24 protein-coding genes are annotated in these 24,915 nt (G+C 51.6%); all 24 read right to left on the bottom strand.

Annotated features, from left to right (window positions below):
* Nucleotides 1–97: 97 nt before the first annotated feature.
* Nucleotides 98–1,144, bottom strand: a complete 1,047-nt coding sequence (locus tag M2298_RS09740) for a BMP family lipoprotein (RefSeq protein WP_122965243.1) — start codon at nucleotides 1,142–1,144, stop codon at nucleotides 98–100.
* 58 nt (nucleotides 1,145–1,202) lie between these two features.
* Nucleotides 1,203–1,928 (bottom strand): GntR family transcriptional regulator, encoded by a 726-nt coding sequence (locus tag M2298_RS09735; protein ID WP_173596501.1) that lies wholly within the window; start codon nucleotides 1,926–1,928, stop codon nucleotides 1,203–1,205.
* 234 nt (nucleotides 1,929–2,162) lie between these two features.
* On the bottom strand, nucleotides 2,163–4,535 hold the full coding sequence (locus tag M2298_RS09730; protein ID WP_122965241.1) for an FtsK/SpoIIIE family DNA translocase: 2,373 nt from the start codon (nucleotides 4,533–4,535) through the stop codon (nucleotides 2,163–2,165).
* A gap of 121 nt (nucleotides 4,536–4,656) precedes the next feature.
* Nucleotides 4,657–4,887, bottom strand: a complete 231-nt coding sequence (locus tag M2298_RS09725) for a YlzJ-like family protein (protein WP_063227577.1) — start codon at nucleotides 4,885–4,887, stop codon at nucleotides 4,657–4,659.
* A complete protein-coding gene (locus M2298_RS09720; RefSeq protein WP_122965240.1) occupies nucleotides 4,884–5,714 on the bottom strand; it encodes a ClpP family protease in 831 nt (276 codons plus the stop codon). The genes M2298_RS09725 and M2298_RS09720 overlap by 4 nt, the downstream gene beginning before the upstream one ends.
* Before the next feature lie 122 nt (nucleotides 5,715–5,836).
* On the bottom strand, nucleotides 5,837–7,513 hold the full coding sequence (locus tag M2298_RS09715) for a ribonuclease J (RefSeq protein ID WP_122965239.1): 1,677 nt from the start codon (nucleotides 7,511–7,513) through the stop codon (nucleotides 5,837–5,839).
* A gap of 153 nt (nucleotides 7,514–7,666) precedes the next feature.
* Nucleotides 7,667–8,533: a 4-hydroxy-tetrahydrodipicolinate synthase gene (dapA, locus tag M2298_RS09710; protein ID WP_122965238.1), complete on the bottom strand. Its 867-nt coding sequence runs from the start codon at nucleotides 8,531–8,533 to the stop codon at nucleotides 7,667–7,669.
* A 58-nt stretch (nucleotides 8,534–8,591) separates the two neighbouring features.
* Entirely contained in the window at nucleotides 8,592–9,818 is a 1,227-nt protein-coding gene (gene dapG / locus M2298_RS09705) for an aspartate kinase (protein WP_122965237.1), read from the bottom strand.
* Nucleotides 9,819–9,829: 11 nt separating this feature from the next.
* Nucleotides 9,830–10,870 (bottom strand): aspartate-semialdehyde dehydrogenase, encoded by a 1,041-nt coding sequence (locus tag M2298_RS09700; RefSeq protein ID WP_063227582.1) that lies wholly within the window; start codon nucleotides 10,868–10,870, stop codon nucleotides 9,830–9,832.
* Nucleotides 10,871–10,928: 58 nt separating this feature from the next.
* Nucleotides 10,929–11,525, bottom strand: a complete 597-nt coding sequence (locus tag M2298_RS09695; RefSeq protein ID WP_063227583.1) for a dipicolinate synthase subunit B — start codon at nucleotides 11,523–11,525, stop codon at nucleotides 10,929–10,931.
* Nucleotides 11,522–12,424 (bottom strand): dipicolinate synthase subunit DpsA, encoded by a 903-nt coding sequence (gene dpsA, locus M2298_RS09690; protein ID WP_122965236.1) that lies wholly within the window; start codon nucleotides 12,422–12,424, stop codon nucleotides 11,522–11,524. Before dpsA ends, M2298_RS09695 begins: the two co-directional genes overlap by 4 nt.
* A gap of 137 nt (nucleotides 12,425–12,561) precedes the next feature.
* Nucleotides 12,562–12,822, bottom strand: coding sequence for a YlmC/YmxH family sporulation protein (locus tag M2298_RS09685; protein WP_122965235.1), 261 nt, complete (start codon nucleotides 12,820–12,822; stop codon nucleotides 12,562–12,564).
* Between the two features lie 89 nt (nucleotides 12,823–12,911).
* Nucleotides 12,912–14,165 carry a M16 family metallopeptidase gene (locus tag M2298_RS09680; RefSeq protein WP_122965234.1) on the bottom strand — a complete coding sequence of 418 codons (1,254 nt, stop codon included), beginning with the start codon at nucleotides 14,163–14,165 and terminating at the stop codon, nucleotides 12,912–12,914.
* A 115-nt stretch (nucleotides 14,166–14,280) separates the two neighbouring features.
* Nucleotides 14,281–15,252, bottom strand: a complete 972-nt coding sequence (locus M2298_RS09675) for a polysaccharide deacetylase family protein (RefSeq protein ID WP_280648467.1) — start codon at nucleotides 15,250–15,252, stop codon at nucleotides 14,281–14,283.
* A 143-nt stretch (nucleotides 15,253–15,395) separates the two neighbouring features.
* On the bottom strand, nucleotides 15,396–17,540 hold the full coding sequence (gene pnp / locus M2298_RS09670) for a polyribonucleotide nucleotidyltransferase (protein ID WP_122965232.1): 2,145 nt from the start codon (nucleotides 17,538–17,540) through the stop codon (nucleotides 15,396–15,398).
* Nucleotides 17,541–17,801: 261 nt separating this feature from the next.
* On the bottom strand, nucleotides 17,802–18,071 hold the full coding sequence (gene rpsO / locus M2298_RS09665) for a 30S ribosomal protein S15 (RefSeq protein ID WP_063227708.1): 270 nt from the start codon (nucleotides 18,069–18,071) through the stop codon (nucleotides 17,802–17,804).
* Nucleotides 18,072–18,205: 134 nt separating this feature from the next.
* Nucleotides 18,206–19,147: a bifunctional riboflavin kinase/FAD synthetase gene (locus M2298_RS09660; RefSeq protein ID WP_063227589.1), complete on the bottom strand. Its 942-nt coding sequence runs from the start codon at nucleotides 19,145–19,147 to the stop codon at nucleotides 18,206–18,208.
* A gap of 3 nt (nucleotides 19,148–19,150) precedes the next feature.
* A complete protein-coding gene (gene truB, locus M2298_RS09655) occupies nucleotides 19,151–20,077 on the bottom strand; it encodes a tRNA pseudouridine(55) synthase TruB (RefSeq protein WP_122965231.1) in 927 nt (308 codons plus the stop codon).
* The gene (locus M2298_RS09650; protein ID WP_173596496.1) at nucleotides 20,070–21,065 is read right to left on the bottom strand and encodes a DHH family phosphoesterase; all 996 of its coding nucleotides are present in this window, start codon (nucleotides 21,063–21,065) and stop codon (nucleotides 20,070–20,072) included. Before M2298_RS09650 ends, truB begins: the two co-directional genes overlap by 8 nt.
* Nucleotides 21,055–21,420, bottom strand: a complete 366-nt coding sequence (gene rbfA, locus M2298_RS09645) for a 30S ribosome-binding factor RbfA (RefSeq protein ID WP_063227592.1) — start codon at nucleotides 21,418–21,420, stop codon at nucleotides 21,055–21,057. The genes M2298_RS09650 and rbfA overlap by 11 nt, the downstream gene beginning before the upstream one ends.
* 24 nt (nucleotides 21,421–21,444) lie before the next feature.
* Nucleotides 21,445–21,726 carry a DUF503 domain-containing protein gene (locus tag M2298_RS09640; RefSeq protein ID WP_173596495.1) on the bottom strand — a complete coding sequence of 94 codons (282 nt, stop codon included), beginning with the start codon at nucleotides 21,724–21,726 and terminating at the stop codon, nucleotides 21,445–21,447.
* The gene (gene infB, locus M2298_RS09635; RefSeq protein ID WP_173598871.1) at nucleotides 21,726–24,305 is read right to left on the bottom strand and encodes a translation initiation factor IF-2; all 2,580 of its coding nucleotides are present in this window, start codon (nucleotides 24,303–24,305) and stop codon (nucleotides 21,726–21,728) included. The genes M2298_RS09640 and infB overlap by 1 nt, the downstream gene beginning before the upstream one ends.
* Nucleotides 24,306–24,326: 21 nt before the next feature.
* Nucleotides 24,327–24,626: a YlxQ family RNA-binding protein gene (locus M2298_RS09630; RefSeq protein ID WP_122965227.1), complete on the bottom strand. Its 300-nt coding sequence runs from the start codon at nucleotides 24,624–24,626 to the stop codon at nucleotides 24,327–24,329.
* Nucleotides 24,623–24,913 (bottom strand): RNase P modulator RnpM, encoded by a 291-nt coding sequence (gene rnpM / locus M2298_RS09625; RefSeq protein WP_005834172.1) that lies wholly within the window; start codon nucleotides 24,911–24,913, stop codon nucleotides 24,623–24,625. The genes M2298_RS09630 and rnpM overlap by 4 nt, the downstream gene beginning before the upstream one ends.
* Between the last annotated feature and the right edge of the window lie 2 nt (nucleotides 24,914–24,915).

Here is a 24,915-nt window from a genome sequence, read left to right as displayed (position 1 = left end):
ACTCAACCATGCTCACCCCATTTTTTTGGGTTAATGTGAAGGTAAAGAACAAGGCCAGTTCCTCGAACCAGCCTTGTCCCTTTGCCGCTTCATCGTTTTACTTGTCTGGCACTTGGATTTCGCCTTTAACGATTTTTTGCTTGTACTCATCAACCAGCTTCAGTACGTCTTCTGGAACGTTCTTCGTGGATGTGGAAGCCAAGCCTACACCGTCTTCAGCAAGACCGAGCCATTTGATTTTGCCGCCCTCGAATTTACCTTCGGACAGGTCTTTGGATACACGATATACAGCTTCGTCAACGCGTTTTACCATGGAAGTGAGAGTGATCTCATCGCCGAAAGTCAGGGATTGGTCTTTGTCTACACCGATTACCCAAACGTTTTCGCCTTTAGCTTTGCGGTCTTTTGCTTCGTTAAATACGCCATCACCTGTACCGCCGGAAGCGTGGAAGATGATGTCAGCGCCTTGACCGTACATTTGGGAAGCAGTGGATTTGCCAAGGTCAGGCTTGTCAAATGCACCTGTGTATACTTTGATTACTTTTACGCTAGGATCAGCAGCTTTCACACCTGCTTCGAAACCAACTTCGAAGCGTTTGATAACTGGAATTTCAACGCCGCCCACGAAACCAACTGTTTTCGTTTTGGACATTTTCGCTGCAACTACCCCAGCGAGGAAAGAACCTTCGTGCTCTTTGAAGAGTACGGATTCTACGTTTGGCGCGTCTACTTCAGCATCGATGATCGCCAGTTTTGCATCTTTGTTTTCGTCAGCAACTTTTTTCAGGTGGTCGCCCATCAGGAAACCGATACCCCAAGTCAGATCCCATTTGTCTTTTACAAATTGAGTCAGGTTAGGTACATACTCAGCATCACTTGTAGATTGCAGGTAGTTAACGCTGTCTTTCGGCAGATTCATGTCGGCTTGGAATTTTTGCAGACCTTCCCAAGCACTTTGGTTGAAGGAGTTGTCGTTTACGCCGCCAACGTCAGTAACCATACCAATTTTGACAGCTGTTTTGGCACCGCCTTCAGCGCCTCCAGTTTGACCTTGAGGTTGTGCTTCTGGTTTGCTTCCGCATCCGGCAAGAACCAGCGACAGGCTGAGTGTTGCCACAGAAAGCACGGATAGAACTTTCTTCATCTGAGATTACCCCCTGTTTTTAGTTGATGAAAATTGTTGAGTGAGGTTTCCCTCACGGTTACAACCGTCTCCGCACGACGTGAAAGTGAATTTTGTCAGCTCTGAAGTAGTTATGGGAGTATAAAACAGGCTTTTCACTTTCGTCGTAATGAATCTGCTTGAGCAAGAGCAGCGGTGTGGATTTGTCGCAATGCAGCAGATTGGAAACCTTTTCATTGTAGCCCATGGGTACAATGTGAGCCACCGCATAAGCGATCCGCACCCCAGTAGCGCTCTCCAGCCATTTGAAAATGGACTCTCCGCCAGCCGTATAGCCTTCTGGCACCAAGCGCGCGGGAATACGGTCTATGCAATAGACCACAGGTTCGCCGTCAGCTGTCCGAATGCGTTCTACCATCAGCACGCCTTCGCCTGGATTCAAGGCCAAGCTCTTACGCTCGTCTTCCCCAGATTCGCCAAAGGATGTCTTCAGGATCATCGTTCCTGCCGTGTACCCTTGACGCTCAATTGCATCCGTCACACTAAAGAGTTCCCCAATTCCCCCTGAAAAAACAGGTTTTGAATTGATAAAAGTACCGACTCCGTGCCTACGAATGACAATTTTCTCTTCTTCCAGAAGACGAAGCGCCTCGCGAAGTGTTGCCCTGCTTACACCTAACTGTTTGGATAGTTCGGCTTCGGACGGGAGGCGTTCACCAGCACGCAGCTGTCCGCTTTCAATATCGCTCTTGATTTTATCCATAACCAAGAGGAAAAGTGATCGAACGTTTCCTTTAATGCTCATCGTCAATTCACTCCTGTTGTCCTTCGAGCCATCCCAACAGGTAGGACGTCAGACCTCTGATTCTCATGAGACGTGATAGCAACAATTTCCCTCAATCTGTTAAAAATTTTACATGAGGGGCGTGTATCATGCAAGTCAAATCTTTTTGAACAACGGGTGGAAACGAAAAAAAATATCCCTCTCGTCAGCGAAAAAAAGACTTTGCTGGCTATGTTTTTCCAGCAAAGTCCATCCCTAGGATATATTGGATTCGATAGAAGGACGCGGAACGCGAACCTCTCGCGGTTTGGAGCCTTCATACGGCCCTACGATCCCTTGCGCTTCCATCATGTCGATCAACCGTGCGGCTCTCGTATAACCGACACGCAAACGGCGCTGCAACAGCGATGCGGAAGCAGTCTGTGCTTCGGACACGATCTGTACAGCCTGATCGTACAGATCGTCATCCACGACAGCCTGCTGTTCCTCTTGCACTTCGCCAGGAATCATTTCTTCGTTATAGCGAACTTCCTGCTGCTCTTTGACAAAGCGGACGACTTCCTCCACCTCTTTGTCCGATACAAAAGCGCCCTGAACGCGAATCGGCTTAGATGCTCCCATCGGCAACGACAGCATATCTCCTCGGCCGAGCAGCTTCTCGGCTCCTCCCATATCCAAAATCGTGCGGGAGTCCGCCATGGAAGACACGCCGAAGGCAATGCGGGAAGGGATGTTCGCCTTGATGACACCCGTGATGACATCGACAGACGGGCGCTGTGTGGCAATGATCAAGTGAATCCCCGATGCACGCGCCATCTGCGCCAAGCGGCAGATGGCGTCCTCCACTTCACCAGGAGCTACCATCATCAGGTCGGCAAGCTCGTCGACGATGACGACGATGTACGGCAAAGGTGTGCCTTGCACCTGGGCGTTGTACATTTCGATGTTGCGGCTGCCCGTTTTCGCAAACAGGTTGTAGCGCCGCTCCATTTCGGCCACGACTTTTTTCAGGGCGACAGACGCCCGTTTCGGGTCGGTCACTACCGGAGCCAGCAAATGCGGGATTCCGTTGTAAATGTTCAGCTCGACCATTTTCGGGTCGACCATCATCAGCTTGACTTCGTCCGGTCTTGCCTTGAACAAAATGCTCATGATCAACCCGTTGATGCAGACAGACTTCCCGCTTCCCGTGGCTCCGGCCACAAGCAAGTGCGGCATTTTCGTCAGGTCAGCGACAATCGGCTCGCCAGAAATATCACGGCCCAAAGCTACGGTGAGCTTGCCAGGCGCATCCTGGTATTGCGGCGCTTCCAGCACTTCTCTCAGCGATACGACCGCTACCTCGGAGTTCGGTACCTCAATCCCGATTGCCGACTTCCCTGGAATTGGAGCCTCGATGCGAATGTCTTTGGCAGCCAGAGCCAAGGCCAAATCGTCTGTCAAACTGACAATTCTGCTCACTTTTACCCCGGTGGCAGGCTGAACCTCGTACCGGGTGACTGCTGGCCCGCGGTGCACTTCGGAAACCGTCGCGCTGACGCCGAAGCTTTTCAACGTCTGCACAAGCTTGGCCGCATTTGAGGTGTGATCGACGTCTTTGGCTGTACCTGCTTGGCGCGGTCTGGCGAGCATCTGCAAGCTCGGCAGCTCATAAGGTGCGGCTGGCTGTTCTTCTGCTGTCTCCAGCGTCCCGAAAATCTCTTCGTCTCCCTCCAGGGCAAACGTAATTTCCTGTGTCGCTTGCGCTGTGGCAGTCTTCGCCGGACGTGCTGCTGCGGCTGGCTCTACAGTCTCTTCATCCTCCAGAGCAATCCGGTCGGCAAAGTCGCGAATCACCGGGATGACGAGCTGTTCATTTGCCTGCTCATCGTGCGCTGTCCTGATCTCTCTAACAGGCAGCGGAGTCGCCTCTTGATCGGCGGTCTCTGCCAGCTTTTGCTTGCGTTGTTCGTCGGCTTCCTTCGTCGCTTGTTTTCTGCGCTCGCTCTCTTCCTGCAAAAGCTGCACGGAGTCTTTGACGGTCTCCTTTGCTTTTCCGTAAAAAAGCGCCATTTTGTCGCGGAGAAACATCACAATGTTCACATAAGACAGATTGAACAGAAACATGAGGCCGACGAGGAACAAGAAGACGATCATCAAGCCCGTCCCGATCGTCCCGACCAGACCGTTCGTGACGGCAAAGAACAGAGCGCCTACCATGCCTCCGCCTACTCCGGTTGTGGATACTTTTTGACTGTGATCCAGCCAGACCCGGTCCCAGGTCACGCGGATGATGCTCTGCTCCGCGAACTTGCCGTCTGCCGTGATCTGCTTGTACAAAATCATGTGGTCCCACGTCAAAATCGCCACCATGATCAGCACGATGCCAAGCACGCGATACGTCAAGCGCGGTGCCTGGCGGGTAAACATCATGAACACAGCCATGACAATCATCAGCACCGGGAGCAAGAAATCCCAGGAGCCCGCAATAAAGCGGAACAGAAAAGCCAGAACGTTTTTGCCCAGCCACCCGCTTTCGAGCAGTCCGATCAAGGACAGCACAATAATGAGCAGTCCCAGCAGCTCTATTTTGACAACTGAGGCCAATGCCGCTTGCGACCGCTCTTTTTTTCTTCTACTCAATGGCACGCCTCCTTCTTGTGCTTTTTCCAGATATGTACAAAATGGTAAAAAGGCAGCCGTATTTTGTTCGGCTGCTGTTCGTACACAATTAGTATAACACAGGAAATTCATAGAAATACAGGACTTCTTAGACGAGCCATTCGGGGCGAAATTGAACTTTTTGTCCAGGGGCATAGTGCGGTTTCAAATAATCTTGCGGGTCTGGACTGATCAAACGGACAATTCTTCCTTCATACGGTCCGGTGCGCTCTACCAGCATCGTCGCGTGACCGTTCGTAATTTCTTCCAGCTCCTGCTTTTCGACCTGCTCCATATTGGCAAATACCGTTTCCGTCGGGATAATCGAGTACAAAATCATTGGAGAACGCGCTCCTCCCCGCTGCGTGCTTTCTCGATCAGCTCATTCAGCTTTTTCAACGCCTTGCCCAAGCCTCCGACCTCATCGATCAAGCCATACTTGACGGCATCGACACCGATGACGTTTGTTCCGATGTCGCGAGTCAACTCGCCTGTGCGCGTCATCAACTCGCGAAACTTTTCTTCGGAGATGTTGGAGTGGCGAGCGATAAAGCTGACGACGCGATCCTGCATTTTGTCCAGGTATTCAAACGTTTGCGGCACGCCGATCACAAGGCCAGTCAAGCGGATCGGATGAATCGTCATCGTGGCTGTCTCCGCGATAAAAGAATACGAGCCGGCAACTGCAATCGGCACGCCAATGCTGTGTCCGCCGCCAAGAACGAGCGTCACGACCGGCTTGGACATCGACGACACCATCTCGGCGATCGCCAGCCCTGCTTCAACGTCTCCCCCGACCGTGTTCAAAATGACGAGTACGCCTTCGATTTTGTTGTTCTGCTCGGCTGCCACGAGCTGCGGAATGAGGTGTTCGTACTTGGTCGTCTTGTTTTGCGGAGGCAGCTGAATATGCCCTTCTACTTGCCCGATAATGGTCATACAATAAATATTGCTTTCCAGTTGCGGAACATTCGTTTGCCCCAGCTGGGTGATGGAGTCCAAGAGCTTTTTCTTCGGATCTTCCTGCGCAGGCGCTTCAGGCGGAGCAACGGCAGGCTCCTGCTCTTCCGGAGGTGAGCTTTGTGGCGCTGGGCCTTTGTTATTGTTCAGTGCTGTGCTTGCAAATGGGGGCTTATTTAAAAATTGGTTGTATGGTTGCTTCGACATGGATGATACTCCCTCCCTTTCCTCTGTAGTATGGATAGCAGGTGGGAAAATCATGCGCCCGGGCAAGCCAAAAAAAGCCAGGAACCCCTGTGGTTACAGAGGATTCCTGACTCTTTGCTTGCTTACACTTCCATGATAATCGGCAAGATCATCGGACGGCGACGAGTTTGTTCGTACAGGTAACGTCCCAACGATTCTTTTACATTGTTTTTGAGGGATGACCATTCATTTACGTTTTCTTCCATGCACTTGACAAGTGTTTGGGTCACTATGCGATTCGCTTCATCCAGCAATTCCTCGGATTCACGCACATAGACGAAACCGCGAGAGATGATGTCTGGACCAGAAAGAATCGTGCCATTTTGTTTGCTGAGTGTAACGACAACTACCAGTATGCCATCTTGTGACAGTAATTTGCGATCTCTAAGTACGATGTTTCCTACATCGCCGACACCGAGGCCGTCGATCAGGACATTGCCCGCGTGGACTTTCGGGCCGTAACGCGCCCGTCCACCGGAGATTTCCACCGTGTCGCCGTTATCCAGCAAAAAGATGTTCTCCTCCGGGATGCCAACCTGTTCAGCGAGGAGCGAGTGCGTTTTGAGCATCCGGTATTCGCCGTGAACAGGAATAAAGTACTTAGGCTTCATTAAATTCAACATCAGGCGCAACTCTTCCTGGCTGCCATGACCGGAGACGTGGACGGTTCCGTTTGGTCCATGGCCGCCATAAATGACGTCAGCGCCAATTCTCGAAAGCTGGTCAATCGTGCGTGCAACATACTTTTCATTCCCCGGAATCGGGGTCGCTGCGATGATGACCGTATCTCCTGGAAGGATGTCAATTTTCCGATGGGCGGATCGGGCCATGCGTGTGAGCGCAGACATTGGCTCTCCTTGGCTTCCAGTAGATAAAATAACGACTTGCTCAGCAGGCAGCTTGTTGATTTCGTCGCTCTCGACAATCAAGCCGTCCGGAACGAACAAATAACCCAGCTCTCTGCTGATATTCATGACATTTTGCATGCTTCGGCCAACAACCGTCAGCTTGCGGTTGAACTGCACCGCTGCATCCACGACCTGCTGAATGCGGTGAACGTTGGATGCGAAGGTAGAAACGACGATGCGTCCCGTCGCCTTGCTGAAAACATCCTTGATCGCGATGCCAACAGAGCGCTCCGATCCGGTAAATCCTGGACGTTCTGCATTGGTACTGTCCGACAACAGGCACAGCACTCCACGATCGCCAATCATCGCCATTTTGGCCAAGTCGGCTGCCTGGTTATTGATTGGTGTTTGATCGAACTTGAAGTCCCCGGTGTGGACGACGTAGCCTTCCGGTGTGTCCAGGCATACTCCCACGCAATCCGGGATACTGTGATTCACCCGGAAAAAGGTCGCTTTCATTTTCCCGAGGACAACCTCTGAATCACTGTTGATCAATACTCGTTTCGTTTCGTTTAGAATACCCGCTTCTTTCAATTTTGCATCAATCAGACCGAGGGTAAGTTTTGTCGCATAAACCGGGACTTTCAAATGCTTCAGCACGTAGCTGAGGCCGCCGATGTGGTCTTCGTGTCCATGCGTAATAATAATACCCCGAACTTTATCACGGTTCTCTTCCAAGTAGGTGATATCCGGAATCACCATGTCAATTCCCAGCATTTCCTCTTCCGGGAATTTCAATCCGGCATCAATCACTACGATGTCGTCCCCGCTTTGTACCACGTACATATTCTTCCCAATTTCGCCGACTCCGCCCAGGGCGAAAATGAGAACAGAGTGATTCGACTTTGCCAAACGTGTAACCTCCTATATTTAGTTGTCATGTCCACTCAAAAAAACCGCCCCAAATCACTTGTTTTCATTATACCCGAAGTGAAAACCTGAACACAAGGAAAAAGAGCCATCCCGTTTATGGAATGGCTCTTGGTCTTCTTGTTATTGGGCTTCTTAGGCGAACAAGGAGTGGACAAACGCTTTTTCCTGTTCGTTCAGCTCGACCAATGGCAGACGAACTCCACCAGTGGCTACCCCGAGCTTTTCCAGAGCGACTTTTGTCGGCCCAGGACTTGGATAAGCGAACAGTCCGTCGAACACAGGCACGAGCTTGCGATGAATGCTCGCCGCTTCCGCATGGTTGCCCTGGAAAAAAGCGTCCATCATCTCCGTCATTTGCCGGCCGACAACGTGACTGGCTACACTGACAATCCCCACTCCGCCAATGGACAAAATCGGCAAAGTCAGTCCGTCATCACCGCTGTACAGCTCAAAGCCTTCCGGAGCATGCTCGATAATTTGCGCCATTTGGCTCAAATTGCCGGATGCTTCTTTGATGCAGACCACATTGGGCAGCTGGGCCAAGCGCAAGGTCGTCTCCGCAGTCATATTCACGACAGAACGGCCCGGCACGTTGTACAGCATGACCGGAAGCTCTGTGGACTCTGCCAGCGCTTTGAAATGAGCGTACAGGCCCTCCTGAGACGGCTTGCTGTAGTAAGGAGCAACGACCATCACGGCATCTACGCCAATCGATTGAACAGCCTCGGTGAACTCGATGCTCGCTGCGGTGTCATTGCTGCCTGTTCCAGCGATAATATGGCACTTCCCTTTTGCATAAGCGACTGCGTGGCGAAACAGCTCCAGCTTCTCCGCACGGGAGAGCGTCGGCGATTCGCCAGTTGTGCCGCTCAGCACGATCCCTGTCGTTCCGTTTGCGATCAGGTGATCGATCAGGCGTTCCGTTTTATCGAAATCGATCTGTAATTGTTCATTAAAAGGCGTTACCATCGCGGTAACAAGCCGACCAAAACGTGCCACTAGCTTTCCAACTCCTCTTGTTGTGATCAGTAGGCATCAAAAATGAAGATAAGATCGCTCACATATGGTGGGCATGGAGATTGAACTGCTGATGCAAGGCGCGTACGGCCCGCACCATATCCATCTCATGCACCAAAACCCAGATGGTCGTATGGGAGTCAGCTGACTGAAGAATCTGGATGTCTTCCTGCGTCAATGCCTCTACGATTTGTGCCATGACGCCCGGCACTCCCGTCATTCCTGCCCCGATTACCGACACTTTCGCGCAATGCGGCAAGAGCTGCGGCTCATATCCCATGTCCGTCAGCAGCTCGGCTGCTTTGGCTCCCATCTCATCGTGAACCGTGTAAGCAACCCCTAACGGATTCACGTTGATGAAATCGACACTGATATTATTGGTTGCCATGGTTTTGAAAACTTGCAGCTGTGTATCGTAGTACCCTTCCTTGTTGGCTACCTTGATCTGCGTAATATTCGGCACGTGGGCGATCCCCATGACGACTCTGTCCTGAACCGAGTAGCCTTTTTTGCCGATCTCCAGCATGGTCGTCACAAGTGTACCAGGGTCGTCCGAAAACGTAGAGCGGACACGAATCGGCACGTTGGCCTGCATCGCGATTTCTACCGCTCGTGGATGGATGACTTTTGCTCCGAGGTGAGCCATGTTGCAAATTTCCGTGTAAGTCACCATTTCCAGCGGCTGCGCTTCTTCGACGATCCGCGGGTCCGCTGTCATGATGCCTTCCACATCGGTAAAAATGTCCACCATTTCCGCTTGCAGGGCAACGCCGAGCGCTGTTGCTGTCGTGTCGCTGCCGCCGCGGCCGAGCGTCGTAATTTCCCAATCGACCGTCCTTCCCTGAAACCCGGGAACGATCACCACTTGACCCGCTTGCAAGTCTTGCAAAATGCGGCTCGGGTCAATGGTCGTAATTTGCGCGTTGGTAAAATCGTCGCTGGTCACGATGTTGGCCTGACCGCCTGTCAAAATCGTCGCTTTGATTCCACGCGCGTTCAACATGCTGCACATGACTGTAGCGGAGATGATTTCCCCCGTATGCATCAGCATATCCATTTCACGACGAGGCAGTTGGTTCCCATTGGAGCGAACCAACTGCAAAAGAGTATCGGTTGCATATGGGTCACCCTTGCGCCCCATGGCCGATACGACAACGACGAGGGCATAGCCTTCGTCGATCGCCTTTTCTATATGGTAGATTGCCCGCATCCGGCAATCTTCCGTCGTCAAGGAAGAACCACCGAACTTCTGGACGAGAATCTTCACAAACCTCTCCCCTATGCTCTTGCTTTGATGAGTTCTTCAGCGATTTGTACTGTATTCCATGCTGCACCTTTGAGAAGGTTGTCAGATACGATCCACATATGCAGTCCTCGAGGGTGATGGAGATCACGACGCAAGCGGCCGACAAAAATATCCAGCTTGCCAGTAGCATCCGTAGCCAGAGGATACTGCTGTTCTTGCGGCGCGTCTACCACCACTACGCCAGGGGCGTTTTCCAAGAGTGCTTTTACTTCGTTCAGGTCGTAATCCTGTTTCAATTCGACGTATACCGACTCACTGTGTCCGTAAACGACCGGAATGCGTACGCATGTGGCAGAAACCAGCACCGTGTCATCACCGAAGATTTTTTTGGTTTCATTCACCATTTTCATCTCTTCGTAAGTAAAACCGTTGTCGGTAAACACATCAATTTGCGGAATCGCGTTAAAGGCAATTTGATGGTGAACAGGCAGCTTGCCAACAGGCAGAACCTGACATTGTGCCTCTTTGCCGTCAAGCACGTCGCGGCTCTGTTCGTGCAACTCATTGATTGCCGATTGGCCTGCGCCAGAAACTGCCTGGTAAGTAGAAACGATAATGCGGTCTATTCCAAAACGATCATACAAGGGTTTCAGAGCGGCTACCATCTGAATGGTGGAGCAGTTCGGATTCGCAATGATTCCATTATGGGCGAGAGCGGCATCCATGTTTACTTCAGGCACCACCAGAGGAACATCCGGGTCCATCCGGAACGCGCTGGTATTGTCAATGACGACAGCACCGTGGCGCACTGCATGATGAGCCAGTTCCTTGCTCACGGAGCCACCCGCGCTAAACAAGGCAAAATCGATTCCCGCAAAGCTATCAGGAGTTGCTTCTTCCAGGACAACTTCTTGTCCCTTGAACGTGACCGTCTTGCCGGCAGAACGTCCAGAAGCAAGCAGCTTGAGCTGTTTAATGGGGAAGTTGCGCTCTTCCAGCAAGCGAATCATTTGTTGTCCGACTGCGCCAGTCGCACCGACTACTGCTACATTGTAAGTCAGTTGGTTAGCCATCTCTTACTCTCCTCCTAATCGCAAAAAAGCAGGTAAATTGTTTTTTCTGTCGTTTTGTTTAGTAGTTGAACCTTTCGATGAGCAAGGGTTGCAATTGCCTACCTTCCAATGCTGCCTCGCATGTTTCCAGTAACAGATCCATGCGGGCTACGAGCGAGTTTGGCTTTTTATCCGGAGCATCCTGCCCGAATGGCACGAAATAGATATTCTTCGCCGCCAACAGCTTGGCAATATTGGCAGCATTTAATCCCAAACCATCGTTCGTGGAGATTGCGATGACAAGCGGTCGCAAATTGCGCATGGTCGCTTTGGCCGCCATGAGGACGGCGCTGTCGGTAATCGCGTTTGCCAGGCGGCTGGTCGAGCTGCCTGTGCATGGTGCAATCAACATAACGTCCAACAATTTTGAAGGGCCCAAAGGTTCTGCCTGGGGAATCGTTGAAATCAGTTCCTCCCCTGTCAAATCCTTGATTTGCTGCTGCCAGCTTTGCGAGGTGCCAAAACGCGTATCCGTCGTCATGATTGTATTCGAAACAATCGGGATGACTCTTGCTCCAGCATCCACAAATCGCTTGATCTGCGGCATCGTCTCTTCAAACGTGCAATGCGATCCAGACAATCCGAAACCAATGGTCTTCCCCTGCAGACTGCTCATGATGATGACTCCCCCCTGGTTTTCCTCTGCTCCGCAATGAGACGAGACAAAGTCTGGGCCAAAATCTGCCCTGCGGTTTTCGGTGCAACGATTCCAGGCAATCCGGGAGCGAGAAGCGCTTTAATGCCTCTTCTTTCGGCGTATCGAAAATCTGTCCCTCCCGGTTTGGAGGCAAGATCGAGAATAAACGCCGACTGCGGCATTTGAGCGATTACCTCTGCCGTGAGTAGTAGCTGCGGGATGGTATTAAAAATGAAATCAGCATTCGTGACTTGTTGCTTTAGCTCACTGATCGGGAAGGGAGTCAATCCCATCTCATAGATGCGTGCCAAGTGTTCCTGACGCCTAGCCCCCACTCTTACACGGGCTCCCAGTGCATGCAGGGCCCGGGCCATAGACAAACCTGTTCGTCCCAATCCCAAAACAATTGACGAAGATCCATGAATCGTGATATCCGTATTTTGAATCGCCATCATCAGCGCTCCCTCCACAGTAGGGATGGAGTTGTATATGGCTACGTCATCTCGATCCAGCAGTTCCACAAGCGGAACTTGCTTGGATGCCAACAGTTTTTTCAGGTAAGGTTTAGCCATTCCCGTATATACCACACAATGCTTAGGCAAGCTCTCCACGTGTTGATCCAGAAGCTGCATTTGTTTGGAGCAAAAAATGCTTTCCACAAAGCCTTGGTCATCGGTTCCTACGATGGGCAGGATGAGGGCGTCCACGTCTTTCAACACATCGCATGTTAATGGTCTCTTCGTTGCCCCTGTAAAATTGCTTTCCAGGTTGTCGAAGCCAACTAACGTGACACTGGCGTCCAGCTGAATGCATCGCTTGATGACTTCCAGCTGGCGAGCGTCTCCGCCAATGAAGGCAACATGTATGCCCGTTAGCATGCTGCGTTCCCCTTTCCACACATTTTACTGCATTAAATGATCGGAACGCAAAGGTTTTCCTTTTGAAAAAGTTGTCGGAAGTCCGTGCGCTCTACCCCCATCCTATTCGGCTTGCGCTACTTCGGTGACAGCAGAGCCTACTTTTGCGAAGCCTGTGTCTCTTCTTGTCCGAGCGAGACGATGACCATGTCCGGACCGATTTTCACGATGGAGCTCCACGGGATCACCAGGTCTTCGCGTTTTTTGCCGAAGCCAAAAAAGCTGCTGCCTGGCAAAATGATCGACTGAATCGCGCCGTTTTCCGGCTGGATGACGAGGTCGGAGTCGCTGATCACCCCCATTTTTTCCCCGTTGTCCAAGCCGATGATTTCTTTGCCGCCCAGTTCGCTAAGCCGCATTGGCCAAGCCCCCCTTTGTCCTTGTTTGCGTTACTGTTGATATACGCAAAAAAATCCGGGCTATGCCGGATTTTTCGCAAAGGGAAAAGCTATAACAAAATGTCGTTTTTCACGTTGGCAGGGTATCCCTCAAGCGGGCTTACCATCGCCATCGCCAGCTTCGAGCGGAACAGTTCCTGCGCGACAGCCAGGACAGATTCGTGCGAGACGCGGTCGATTTTGGCGATGATCTCGTCCAGGTTGAGGTGGCGTTCCAGGAGCAGCTCGTTTTTGCCAAGGCGGCTCATCCGGCTGTTGGTGCTTTCCAGGCTGAGCATCAGGCTGCCTTTCAGCTGCTCTTTTCCTTTGTTCAGCTCTTTGTCGGAGATGCCGCGGTCAGCCACATCGCGCAGGACGTTTGTCACGATATCGAACACTTGACCCACGTGCTCAGGCGCTGTGCCCGTATACACAGTGAAAGTTCCCGCTTCCTTGTAGGAAGAATGGTACGAATAGACCGAGTATGCCAATCCCCGCTCTTCGCGAATTTCCTGGAAGAGACGCGAGCTCATGCTGCCTCCCAATACGTTGTTCAGCAAAATGAGCGAGTACACATCCGGGTGACCGACTTTAAACCCTGGCAGGGACAGGCACAAGTGCGCCTGCTCAGTCGCTTTGTTGTGGGCGATCACATTCGCAGCAAACTCGGGTTCTGACAGAGGCGCCAGCTTGCCTTGGCGCGAAAAGCCGCTGAAGCGCTTCTTGATCTCTTCAATGAGGTTGTCATCAAAGTTCCCCGCTACCGTCACCACTGTATTGGACGGAAGGTAGTGGGCGTCGATGTAGCTCAGCAAATCGTCGCGTTTCAGACTGCGCAGGACGTCTTCCGTACCCAAAATCGAGTAGCCGAGCGGGTGTTTGCTGTAAGTAGCCCTGGCAATCAAATCGTGCACAAGATCGTCAGGCGTATCCTCGTACATGCTGATTTCTTCAATGACGACATTTTTTTCTTTTTCCAGTTCCTCTGCGTCGAAGACAGAGTGGAAATACATATCGGAAAGCACGTCTAACGCGATCGGTGCGTGCTGGTCGAGCACTCGCGCATAATAGCAGGTGTACTCTTTCGATGTGAATGCGTTTACGTTTCCGCCGATCTCATCAAAAGTCTCCGCGATTTCTTTCGCAGACCGGGTACTTGTACCTTTAAAAAACATATGCTCAAGAAAATGGGAAATCCCGTTGTTTTTCTCCTGTTCATATTTCGAACCGGTCCCCACCCAGATGCCCAAAGCAACAGAGCGAACGGACGGAATTTTTTCCGTCACAATTCGAAGACCGTTTTCACATGTATGACGTTGTATCACGCAAATCCTCCTCGGTTGATCATCTCTCTATCCGCAACTTCCGGGAAATGGCTGTAAACACGTCTAACTATAGCAAACTTCTTTTGTCTCCACAATAAATGAGCTTGTTTTCCCATCACGGGAGTCGGCGGCTGGACAAAACTTCCGAGACGGTGACGGGCTGAAACCCCTTTTTCTTGGCGATTGTCAGCAACTGGTCGAGACTCGCCTGTGACGCGGCTGTCGGGTGCATCAGCACCAATGTTCCGTTGCTCATCAAACCGCTGATCTTTTTAATCACGAAGCTGGGAGAAGGCTTTTTCCAGTCTACCGTATCCGCCGTCCACATAATCGTCTTCATCTGGTACGAGGAGTGGGCAATTTGAACCACCTGCTTGTTGAATGCACCCGAAGGAGGGGCGAACAAGATGGGCTTGATCCCCAGCGTCTTGCTGATGATCTCCTGTGTCCGACTGATCTCTTGATGAATGCGCTGCGTGCCCAGGGTGCTCATGTCAGGATGCGAGTAGGCATGGTTGCCAATCTCGTGTCCACGCTCTGCAATTTTTTTCGCCTCTTCCGGATAGCGTTTGACCCACGAGCCATCCAGAAAAAACGTCGTCTTCACTTGATGCTTATCCAACGTATCCAGCATGGAGTCCAAGTATTCGTTGCCCCAGGCCACGTTTATCATGAAGGAGATCGTCGGCTTTTTCGGATTTCCGCGATAGATCGGCTGTGCGCCAAGCTGGTCAAGTGAAATCGCGGGAGGTACTTCTTTATATACCAACATTTCCGGTCCTGCTACTCCCGTTGCCAACATTTTCTCGACGGAAGCGTCCACATCGACGATTCGCCCGTTGTAGCCGGGAATGGCTTTCCATGTCGGATCAATGACCGCGTCGATCGGCGCTTCATCCCGCTCGGCTTTCCACTTCTCCACCTGGGCGCGCAACCGTTCTTTTTCATCCAAAATTTTTTCCGCCGTTACGGTCTGTTCCTTTTTCACAAAGCTGATATATTCGTGAATTGGCTGGTATTGCAGCAGCATGATCATTCCGACTGCGACAAAGACCGTAACCCAAAGCCTGCTCTTTCTTTCCGCCATCGTGGAGCCAGCCCTCCTTATGTACGTACAAGTCTCTCTTTGTCCAATGTATGAGCATACCGAGTGACTTAGACATTTTTGGCCAAAAGAAAAAAGCTTCCGTACACGAATTTCTTCGAGTGACGAAGCCTTTTGTTTGTTGATTATTCTGCTTGGGTCGGAGCATTTTCGGCCTGAGCCGCAGCTTGCTCTTTGAGTACAGCTTTGCGGGACAGATTGATGCGACCTTGATCGTCAATCTCTGTCACCTTCACTTGCACCTTGTCGCCAACAGCAACTACGTCTTCCGTCTTGGCTACGCGTTCTTCTGCCAATTGGGAGATGTGGCACAAGCCTTCTTTGCCTGCAAACAGTTCGATGAACGCTCCGTACTTCTCTACGCGCTTGACGGTTCCCAGATAAATCTGGCCGACAGCAACCTCGCGAACCAGGTCCTCGATGATTTGTTTCGCACGCAGATTCGCTTCGTGATTGATCGAAGCGATGAAAACTCGTCCATCTTGCTCGATGTCGATTTTCACGCCGGTTTCTTCGATAATCTTGTTGATGACGCGACCTTGTGGGCCGATGACATCGCGGATTTTCTCCGGATTGATCGACATGGTCAATATCTTAGGCGCATAAGGAGACAGCTCTTCACGCGGTTTGGAAATGGTGCTCATCATATGCTTCAGGATGTGCAAACGACCTTCACGCGCTTGCTCCAAAGCTTGCTCCAAGATTTCGCGGTTGATCCCGGAAATTTTGATATCCATCTGGATCGCGGTTACACCCGCTTCGGTGCCAGCCACTTTGAAGTCCATATCGCCCAAGTGGTCTTCCATGCCTTGGATGTCTGTCAAGATCGAGAAAGACTGTTCGTCCTTGCTCATGATCAAGCCCATTGCGATACCTGCTACAGGTGCTTTAATCGGTACCCCTGCATCCATCAGAGCCAATACGCTCGCGCAAATGGAAGCTTGCGACGTCGAACCGTTGGACTCGATGACTTCGGAAACCAGTCGGATCGTGTACGGGAACTCGTGTTCAGATGGAATGATCGGCTCAATCGCGCGCTCACCCAACGCCCCGTGCCCGATTTCACGACGGCCTGGAGGACGCAGTGGACGAGCTTCACCTACGCTGTATGGCGGGAAGTTGTAATGGTGCATGAATCGCTTCGACTCTTCCAGACCGAGTCCGTCCAGGATTTGCACATCACCCAGCGCCCCAAGCGTGCACACGCTCAAAGCTTGTGTTTGACCACGGGTGAACATCGCGGAACCGTGCGTACGGGACAAGATGCTTGTCTCGCTGGAAAGCGGGCGAATTTCGCCAAGAGCCCGTCCATCCGGACGAACTTTTTCTTCGGTAATGAGGCGGCGAACTTCGTCTTTGACGATGTTGCCCAACACTTCGCCAATCATCTTTTCCTGCTCCGGATAGTTTTCCGGATCTTTGGCAGCGAAATGCTCTTTCGTCTCGTCCTTGATCGCGTCAATCGCGTCGTAACGAGCCTGCTTTTCTTCAATCCGAACCGCTTCTTTCAGACGTGCTTCTGCAAATGCGCGCACAGCCTGATCGATTTCCGGATCGACTTCATGCAGGATGACTTCCATTTTTTCTTTGCCGATTTCTGCCACGATCTGGTTTTGGAACTCAACCAGCTTCTTGATAACCTCGTGACCTGTCATGATTGCTTCGAGCATGACAGACTCCGGCACTTGATTTGCGGCAGCCTCGACCATGTTGATCGCTTTGTGTGTACCTGCGACTACGAGGTGAATATCGCTTTTTTCTGCCTGCTCCACAGTCGGGTTGATGATGAACTCGCCATCAATGCGCCCAACGATGACACCGGCAATCGGACCTTCAAACGGAATTTCGGAAACGCAAAGAGCGGCAGACGTACCGATCATAGCGGCGATTTCCGGTGAGCAGTCCTGATCAACCGACAGAACAGTATTGACAATTTGTACGTCGTTACGGAATCCTTCTGCGAAAAGGGGACGAATTGGGCGGTCAATCAAGCGGCTTGCCAAAATCGCTTTTTCGCTTGGACGACCTTCTCTTTTAATAAAGCCGCCGGGAATTTTTCCGACTGCATAGAGACGTTCCTCATAGTTAACAGTCAACGGGAAAAAATCAAGAGCTTTTGGCTCTTTCGAGACTGTAACTGCAGACAGGATTGCCGTATCGCCGTACCGAACCAGAACCGATCCGTGAGCCTGTTTGGCCATTTTGCCAAATTCCAGGGTCAGCTTGCGGCCTGCCAGTTCAAAATCGTATGTACGGTATTGTTGCTCCATGATGCTAGCAGTCCTCCTTCACGACAATGTGCATATCTACACTTTGTTTTCTACCTGTATGTATTATTTCCTGCCACCATGAAAATTAAATGGTGAGCTTTGGCAGTCATTTTGGATAATAAAAAAAGCTTCTTTTGAAGCCATTTTCATCACGCTTGAATCACTTTATTTGTATCGTTTCAGAGAGCCTGACAACAGATGTGCCAAGCTCCCCTACACGATAGAAAAAGCGGGAAGAACCCGCTTTTTGCAAAACGCTGACTAGCGGCGCAGACCCAGACGGTCTACAACCGAACGATAGCGTTGAACATCTGCTTCACGCAAGTATGTCAACAGGTTACGGCGTTGACCTACCATTTTCAACAGACCACGACGGCTGTGGTGATCTTTTTTGTGCGTACGCAAGTGTCCGTTCAGGTTGTTAATGTTTTCGGTCAAGATAGCGATTTGAACTTCCGGAGAACCGGTGTCGTTGTCATGAGTACGGAACTCTTGAATCAGTTGAGTTTTACGCTCTTGAGACAATGCCATCATGACTCACCTCCTTTTTTTATATCCCGTTAGCCGAGTCTGCCGTCGGTGAGCATCGGACAGCCAAGCTGCGGTTATCTGTACAACGTTTTGAATTATAGCATACCATTTTTGAAAAAGCAAAGAGATTCGTTTTACGAGACTCCGCTCGCAAACTTTTGCTTCGCCGCGTCTACATCCCGGCCAATTTGCGCAATCAGAGCTTCCACACCAGCGAATTTTTGCTCTTCGCGGATATAGAAGAGGAACTCTACTTCTACCTCTTTGTCGTAAATCTCACCAGAGAACTCGAAAATGTGTACTTCTAGCGATTTTTCTTTTTTCTCCAGTTCAAACGTAGGCTTGATTCCCACATTCATGACCCCGTAGTAGCTTTTCGCATCGACTGTAAACCGCACTCCGTACACGCCGTTTTTGCCGATCAAATACGGAGCGTTGACCCGAACGTTTGCTGTAGGGAAGCCGATTGTGCGCCCGCGCTTGTCGCCGTGCACGACTTTGCCGCGAACCTTGTACGGACGGCCAAGCAGGTGACGCACTTGCTCTACGTTGCCGTGGTGGAGATACTCGCGAATGATCGTGCTGCTCACTTTTTCGCCCAAGCGGTTAACCGGGCTGATGATGTCGAGGCCATAGCGGCCTTTGCTCATCTCCTGCAGCGTGTGGGCCGTTCCCATTCCTCTGTATCCAAAAGTGTAATCAAATCCGACCACAACATGCTGGCAAGCGAGCGGGAGCATGCACTCGGTAATGAAGTCCTCCGGGTAAACCGCAGCAAACCCGATATCGAACTTCATGACATACGTCGTGTCTACCCCCATCTTCTCGAATTGTTCCAGTTTGTCCGACAGAGGAGTCAGGTAGCTCGTATAGCCGCTCTGCCCAAGAACCTCGCGCGGATGAGGGTCAAAAGTCAGAACGGTACTTTCCCATCCGTTCGCTTTTGCTGTATCAATCGCCTTTTGAATGACTCGGCGATGTCCAATATGTACACCATCGAAGTAGCCAAGTGCAATTGCACACGGCTTCGCTTGCAATTCATTCGGTAGTGGATAGGTCAGGGAGATCGTTTTCACGGTTTACACCTCGGCTGGAAAGACTTTTTCTGCTTTGGCGAAAAGACCTTTGTCCCCACGGCACACGCGATGAATGCCAAGCAGCTCTTCCCCTGCAAACAGGCAGATCAAGCTGCCAACCTCGGCCGTTACACCCGGCAGTGCAGTCGCCAGTCCGTTGCGTACCGCGCGGGTTCGCTCCGGCTTGACCTGATAAGACGGCAAAAATGAAATCGCCTGTGGGATGGAGACAAGATAACGGGAGAGATCCTCCCCATTGGCAGCCCGCTCCTCCAGTTCCTGAAGAGGAATCGCCTCCCCTTCCATGAACGGACCGCTCTTGATTCGCCGAAGCAGCTTCATATGGGCAGGATACCCCAGAGAGCGTCCGAGGTCAACACATAAGGTGCGCATGTATGTACCTTTCGAGCACGTGCAGGAGAAAGAGATGTCGACATAGTCTTGGTCTGTCTTGATCTCGTGAAGCGTCAACTCGTAAAGCGTAACTTTGCGCGCCTGTCTCTCAATCACAGTGCCTTCTCGCGCCAAGTCGTAAAGACGCTTTCCGTTTACTTTGACGGCTGAAAACATCGGCGGCACTTGTTCGATTTCACCCAAAAAGGAGGCAAACAAGCTTTCGATGCGCTCCTGCGTAATGGACGCAGCGTCTACTTGCGCCTGTTCCAGCAGCTCTCCCGAAGCGTCCTCCGTCGTAGTCGCGGAGCCGAGGCGCATGACCACCGAATAGCGCTTGGGCAGTTCTTGCAAATACTCCACCAGCCGGGTAGCGTTCCCGACACATATCGGGAGCACTCCGGTCACATCCGGATCGAGTGTTCCCGTATGCCCGACTTTTTTTGTACCATACAGCCGACGGATACGCGCCACGCAGTCGTGGGAGGTCATACCCGCCGGCTTGTCGATTACCAGCACGCCATGGTTGCTACTCATCGTGTTTCACTCCTAATGCTGGTTCCAATACGTCCCATACCTTTTGCTTCGCTTCTGCAATCGTTCCCTTGACCGTGCAGCCGGATGCTTTGGCATGCCCTCCGCCGCCAAGCTGCTTGGCGATGGCAGACACGTCGACGCGATCGCGGGCGCGCATACTCACCTTGACGACTCCCGGCTCTGCCTCGACAAAAGAAACGCCTACCTCGACGCCCTCGATATTGCGGCAGTAGTTCACCAGACCACCCGCATCCTCGCGTTGGGCATTTGCTTCCGAAAAATCGCCGACAGATACGGCAATCGAAGCGACGAGACTTCCATGAGACAGCTCCAGCGTCTGCAGCGCACGCCGCAACACTTTGACATGGGCAAAAGTGATCTCTTCCAGGCAGCGCTCCGCAACCTCGCCCGGCTTCACGCCATAGCTGAGCAAGCGTGCGGCAATTTCCATGACGCGCGGCGTCGTGTTGGAATAGCGAAAACCGCCTGTGTCCGTCAAAAGCCCTGTGTAGATGCACAGAGCGAGTTCTTCGTTAAAAGCAATCCCCGCCTGCTCTGCCACATCGAACAAAATCTCCGCCGTAGCTGCCGCTTCCGGACGAACGAGATTGACGGTTCCGAAATCGTCATTTGTCGGATGATGATCAATATTCAACAAAGCGGCTCCAGAAGCAAATAAAGACCGTACATCGCCCATCCGTGACTCATCGGCACAGTCTACGGCGATTACGGCCTCAAATGTTTCAGCAAGCGGTTGTTTGCGAAGGTCCCGCAAGCGGTCAAAACGCGGCAAAAAGTTGAACTTGAGCGGCGTTTCCCCTTCGTTTACCACCACGTATTCTTTTCCCAGCTGCTCTAGCATGAGCACGACTCCCAGTGCGGAGCCGGTAGCATCGCCATCTGGACTGATATGGGAAAGAACCAGGAAGCGGTTATGCTCCCGCAAAAAACGGGCCGCTTCCTCTACTGTTGCTTGATTACGATTCATCCTGTTTCTCTCCTTCTGTGGAGATTTCCCGCAGGATCGACTCAATTTTGGTACCGTAGTCAATCGACTCGTCCAGCTTGAAGACGAAATCAGGGATATGGCGCAGCTTCACGCGTTTGCCAATTTCGGTACGCAGGTAGCCTTTTGCTTTTGTCAGTCCTGCCAGAGAGGCTTTGCGCTCTTCCTCAGACCCAAAAATGCTGACGAATACTTTGGCAAGCTGAAGATCGCTGCTTACTTCTACATCCGTTACTGTGACAAAGCCGACGCGAGGATCTTTCAATCCACGCTGCAAAACGAGGCTCAGTTCTTTTTTGATTTCTTCACCGACGCGGCTAATCCGTGTTTTGTTCATTTACTCTCACCTCCGCTGGCTGTCCTATTCGTAGTATTCCGTATCGACCCGAATCAACTCGGCATCGGGATGGTTTTCCACAAATCGCACCACAGCCTGCATTTCTTGTTGTAAAAATGACATTTCATTAGCAACGGCAGCGATACCCAACACGGTACGCTGCCACTGCTCGTAATAAGCCACCTCAGCTGCGGAGACATTGAAACGGCTTCGCAGCTTGGCAATCAGACTTTTGACGATGGCCCGTTTTTCTTTCAAGTTTTGGCAAGCGGGCAGAAACAGTTCGATCTGCACCCCTGCTATCATTATTGCTTCACTTCAACCATGACGAAAGCTTCGACAACGTCGCCAACTTTCAGGTCTTGGAAGCGTTCCAAGGTCAGACCGCACTCGTAACCTGCGTTTACGTCTTTAGCGTCATCCTTGAAGCGTTTCAAGGTGTCCAGCTTGCCTTCGTAAATGACGATGCCTTCGCGAATCAGACGGGCACCTGCATCACGGCTCAGCTTGCCTTCGGTTACATAGCAACCAGCGATGTTTCCGACTTTGGATACTTTGAATACTTCGCGGATTTCTGCCTGACCGATGATGTTTTCTTTGTAAACAGGGTCCAGCATGCCTTTCAGGGCTTGCTCGATCTCTTCGATGACGGTGTAGATAACGCGGTGCAGGCGAATGTCGATCTTCTCTTGTTCAGCCATGCTGCGAGCGTTTGGCTCAGGACGCACGTTGAAACCGATGATGATGGCATTCGATGCGTTCGCCAAGGTTACGTCGGACTCGGTAATCGCTCCGACACCAGTGTGAATGATCTTCACGCGGGTACCGTTGACGTCGATCTTTTCCAGGGAGCCGCGCAGAGCTTCTACAGAACCTTGCACGTCGCCTTTTACGATCAGGTTCAGCTCTTTGATATCGCCTTCCTGAATGTGTTGGAACAGATCGTCCAGCGATACGCGAGAGCTTTCGCGGCGCTCGGATTCGCGCTGTTTGACTGCGCGGGCTTCCCCGATCGCACGAGCTTTTTTCTCGTCTTCAAATACGCGGAACTGGTCGCCAGCTTGCGGCACATCGTTCAAACCTGTGATTTCCACTGGCGTAGATGGGCCTGCTTCTTTCAGACGACGGCCTTTGTCGTTCACCATCGCACGAACACGGCCATAAGCAGAACCGACTACGATCGGATCGCCGACACGCAGTGTTCCTTGCTGTACCAGGATGGTCGCTACAGGACCGCGGCCTTTGTCCAGCTCGGCTTCTACTACGGTACCACGCGCGCGCTTGTCAGGGTTTGCTTTCAGCTCCTGAACTTCTGCGACGAGCAAAATGTACTCCAGCAATTCTTCGATACCTGTACGCTGTTTGGCAGACAGAGGAGAGAAAATGGTTTCGCCGCCCCATTCTTCTGCAACCAGTTCATACTCGGTCAGTTCTTGCTTGATCCGGTCGATGTTGGCTTCCGGTTTGTCGACCTTGTTCACAGCTACGATGATCGGAACGTTCGCTGCTTTCGCATGGCTGATCGCTTCAATGGTTTGTGGCATAACACCGTCATCGGCTGCAACCACGAGAATCGTGATGTCCGTAATTTGCGCACCGCGCGCACGCATCGTTGTGAACGCCGCGTGACCAGGCGTATCGAGGAACGTGATCTTCTTGCCTTTGATCTCTACCTGGTAAGCACCGATGTGCTGGGTGATACCGCCTGCTTCGCCTGCTACTACGTTGGTAGAGCGGATGGCGTCGAGCAAAGTCGTTTTTCCGTGGTCAACGTGACCCATGATGGTAACAACCGGAGGACGCTCCAAAAGGGTTTCTGGCGCATCTACTTCTTCCAGCGTTTCGAAGTTTGTCTCGTCGATGATGATTTTTTCTTCCACTTCTACGCCGTAGTCAGCGCAGATCAACTCAATCGCTTCGCGTTCCAAATATTGGTTGATCGTTGCCATGATCCCCAAATTAAACAACTTTTTGATGATTTCCGCCGGTTCTCTGCGCAGTTTCACAGCCAACTCGTTCACTGTCAAGGAATCGGTAAAAGTGATTTTTGTTGGTGGTTCAATCACAGGGCGCTGCGCTTTTTGGGCACCGCGCTGGTTGTGATTGCCGCCACGACGGTTGTTTTGGTTGTTGCGGTTATTGCCGCCACGGAAAGGCTGGCTCTTTTTATTGTCTTCAAACGTCTTTTGCGTTTGCGGCGCTTTTTTGATTTTCTCTCGCTTTTCCATACCGACGTTGGATGGGAGTTTTACTTTGTCTTCAAACTCATCACCTGTGCGCGTCTCGGTTTGGCTGGTCGCAGCAGCCTGTTGCGGAGGACGCTGTTGGTTTTGCGGTCTTTGCTGTTGGTTCTGTGGTCTTTGTTGGCCTTGGCCTTGTGGTCGTTGTTGGTTTTGCGGTTTGCGGTCACTCGGTTTCGCAGGTTGACTTCTCATATGGTTTGGTCTTCTCTCCTGATTCTTCCCCTGATTTTTTCCATGTTGAGGACTTTGCTGATCGGGCTGTTTTCCACTTGCTGTGGTGTTGACTGGACGATTGTTGCTGGTAGCAAAACCGCCGCGATCGTTTTGTCTATCGCTTTTGGCAGCTTGTGACTGCTGACCTTGCCCCGGCTGTTGCTGGGATGGGGTCTGCTGTCCTCTGGATTCGTTGGGGCGTCGTTGTTCGTCCATTGGCTTTGGTCTTGCATCACTTGGCGTATTGCGTCCTTCCGGCTTGGAACCGGCGCGCAATTTGGCCATGTGATCCTCGATCCGCTTAATCGTCCCTTCTTCCATGATACTCATATGATTTGCTACTTCTATGTTCAATCGCTTTAGCAAATTGAGGATTTCCTTACTGCTCATGTTGTGCTGTTTGGCATATTCATACACACGTGTCTTCAAATAAACTTCACCCTTTCTAAGTTAGGTGAGCAGACGCTGAATGCTTTCAGCCAACTTCCCATCGGTCACCGCCACGGTAACGCGCCCATCTTTTCCGATTGCGTGTCCCAATGAATGTCGGTCGCCTGTGGTTATACATGAGACCCCGTAATAGGAACATTTATCCTTGACTTTTTTGGCGGTATTGTCTGATGCATCTGATGCGAGCAAAACCAGACGAGCCTGGCCATTGCGGATAGACGTAATGACCAATTCCTCTCCTGTCACGATTTTTCTCGCGCGCATCGCAATTCCGAGCAGCTGAGCTGCCTTCGGGATCATCGTCCCATCATCTCCAGCCACTTCTCGCGAAAAGCGTCGTACTTTTCTTCCGAGATGGACATGTTGAGGGCACGTTCCAGCACTTTTTTCCATTTTCCCGATGCGAACGCATCCGGCTTCAGACAGCTTTCCTGCCGACACACATAGGTACCGCGTCCTGCCGCCTTTCCCGTCAGATCGATGACGATCTCTTCAGCCGGCGTTCGGACCACGCGGATCAATTCCTTTTTCGGAAACATTCCTTGGCAAACAATGCATTTACGCAAAGGGATCTTTTTTTGCTTCATGA

The organism is Brevibacillus sp. 1238, from assembly GCF_029892995.1.
GTDB lineage: Bacteria > Bacillota > Bacilli > Brevibacillales > Brevibacillaceae > Brevibacillus > Brevibacillus parabrevis.
This window is presented reverse-complemented; position numbering and strand designations above follow the sequence as displayed.

Excerpts from the sequence above, each read along its gene's own strand:
- M2298_RS09740 (WP_122965243.1), bottom strand. The coding sequence starts at position 1,144 with ATGAAGAAAGTTCTATCCGTGCTTTCTGTGGCAACACTCAGCCTGTCG.
- M2298_RS09735 (WP_173596501.1), bottom strand. The coding sequence starts at position 1,928 with ATGAGCATTAAAGGAAACGTTCGATCACTTTTCCTCTTGGTTATGGAT.
- M2298_RS09725 (WP_063227577.1), bottom strand. The coding sequence starts at position 4,887 with ATGATTTTGTACTCGATTATCCCGACGGAAACGGTATTTGCCAATATG.
- M2298_RS09720 (WP_122965240.1), bottom strand. The coding sequence starts at position 5,714 with ATGTCGAAGCAACCATACAACCAATTTTTAAATAAGCCCCCATTTGCA.
- M2298_RS09700 (WP_063227582.1), bottom strand. The coding sequence starts at position 10,870 with ATGGCTAACCAACTGACTTACAATGTAGCAGTAGTCGGTGCGACTGGC.
- M2298_RS09695 (WP_063227583.1), bottom strand. The coding sequence starts at position 11,525 with ATGAGCAGTCTGCAGGGGAAGACCATTGGTTTCGGATTGTCTGGATCG.
- dpsA (WP_122965236.1), bottom strand. The coding sequence starts at position 12,424 with ATGCTAACGGGCATACATGTTGCCTTCATTGGCGGAGACGCTCGCCAG.
- M2298_RS09685 (WP_122965235.1), bottom strand. The coding sequence starts at position 12,822 with ATGCGGCTTAGCGAACTGGGCGGCAAAGAAATCATCGGCTTGGACAAC.
- M2298_RS09675 (WP_280648467.1), bottom strand. The coding sequence starts at position 15,252 with ATGGCGGAAAGAAAGAGCAGGCTTTGGGTTACGGTCTTTGTCGCAGTC.
- pnp (WP_122965232.1), bottom strand. The coding sequence starts at position 17,540 with ATGGAGCAACAATACCGTACATACGATTTTGAACTGGCAGGCCGCAAG.
- rpsO (WP_063227708.1), bottom strand. The coding sequence starts at position 18,071 with ATGGCATTGTCTCAAGAGCGTAAAACTCAACTGATTCAAGAGTTCCGT.
- truB (WP_122965231.1), bottom strand. The coding sequence starts at position 20,077 with ATGAGTAGCAACCATGGCGTGCTGGTAATCGACAAGCCGGCGGGTATG.
- M2298_RS09650 (WP_173596496.1), bottom strand. The coding sequence starts at position 21,065 with ATGAATCGTAATCAAGCAACAGTAGAGGAAGCGGCCCGTTTTTTGCGG.
- rbfA (WP_063227592.1), bottom strand. The coding sequence starts at position 21,420 with ATGAACAAAACACGGATTAGCCGCGTCGGTGAAGAAATCAAAAAAGAA.
- M2298_RS09640 (WP_173596495.1), bottom strand. The coding sequence starts at position 21,726 with ATGATAGCAGGGGTGCAGATCGAACTGTTTCTGCCCGCTTGCCAAAAC.
- M2298_RS09630 (WP_122965227.1), bottom strand. The coding sequence starts at position 24,626 with ATGATCCCGAAGGCAGCTCAGCTGCTCGGAATTGCGATGCGCGCGAGA.
- rnpM (WP_005834172.1), bottom strand. The coding sequence starts at position 24,913 with ATGAAGCAAAAAAAGATCCCTTTGCGTAAATGCATTGTTTGCCAAGGA.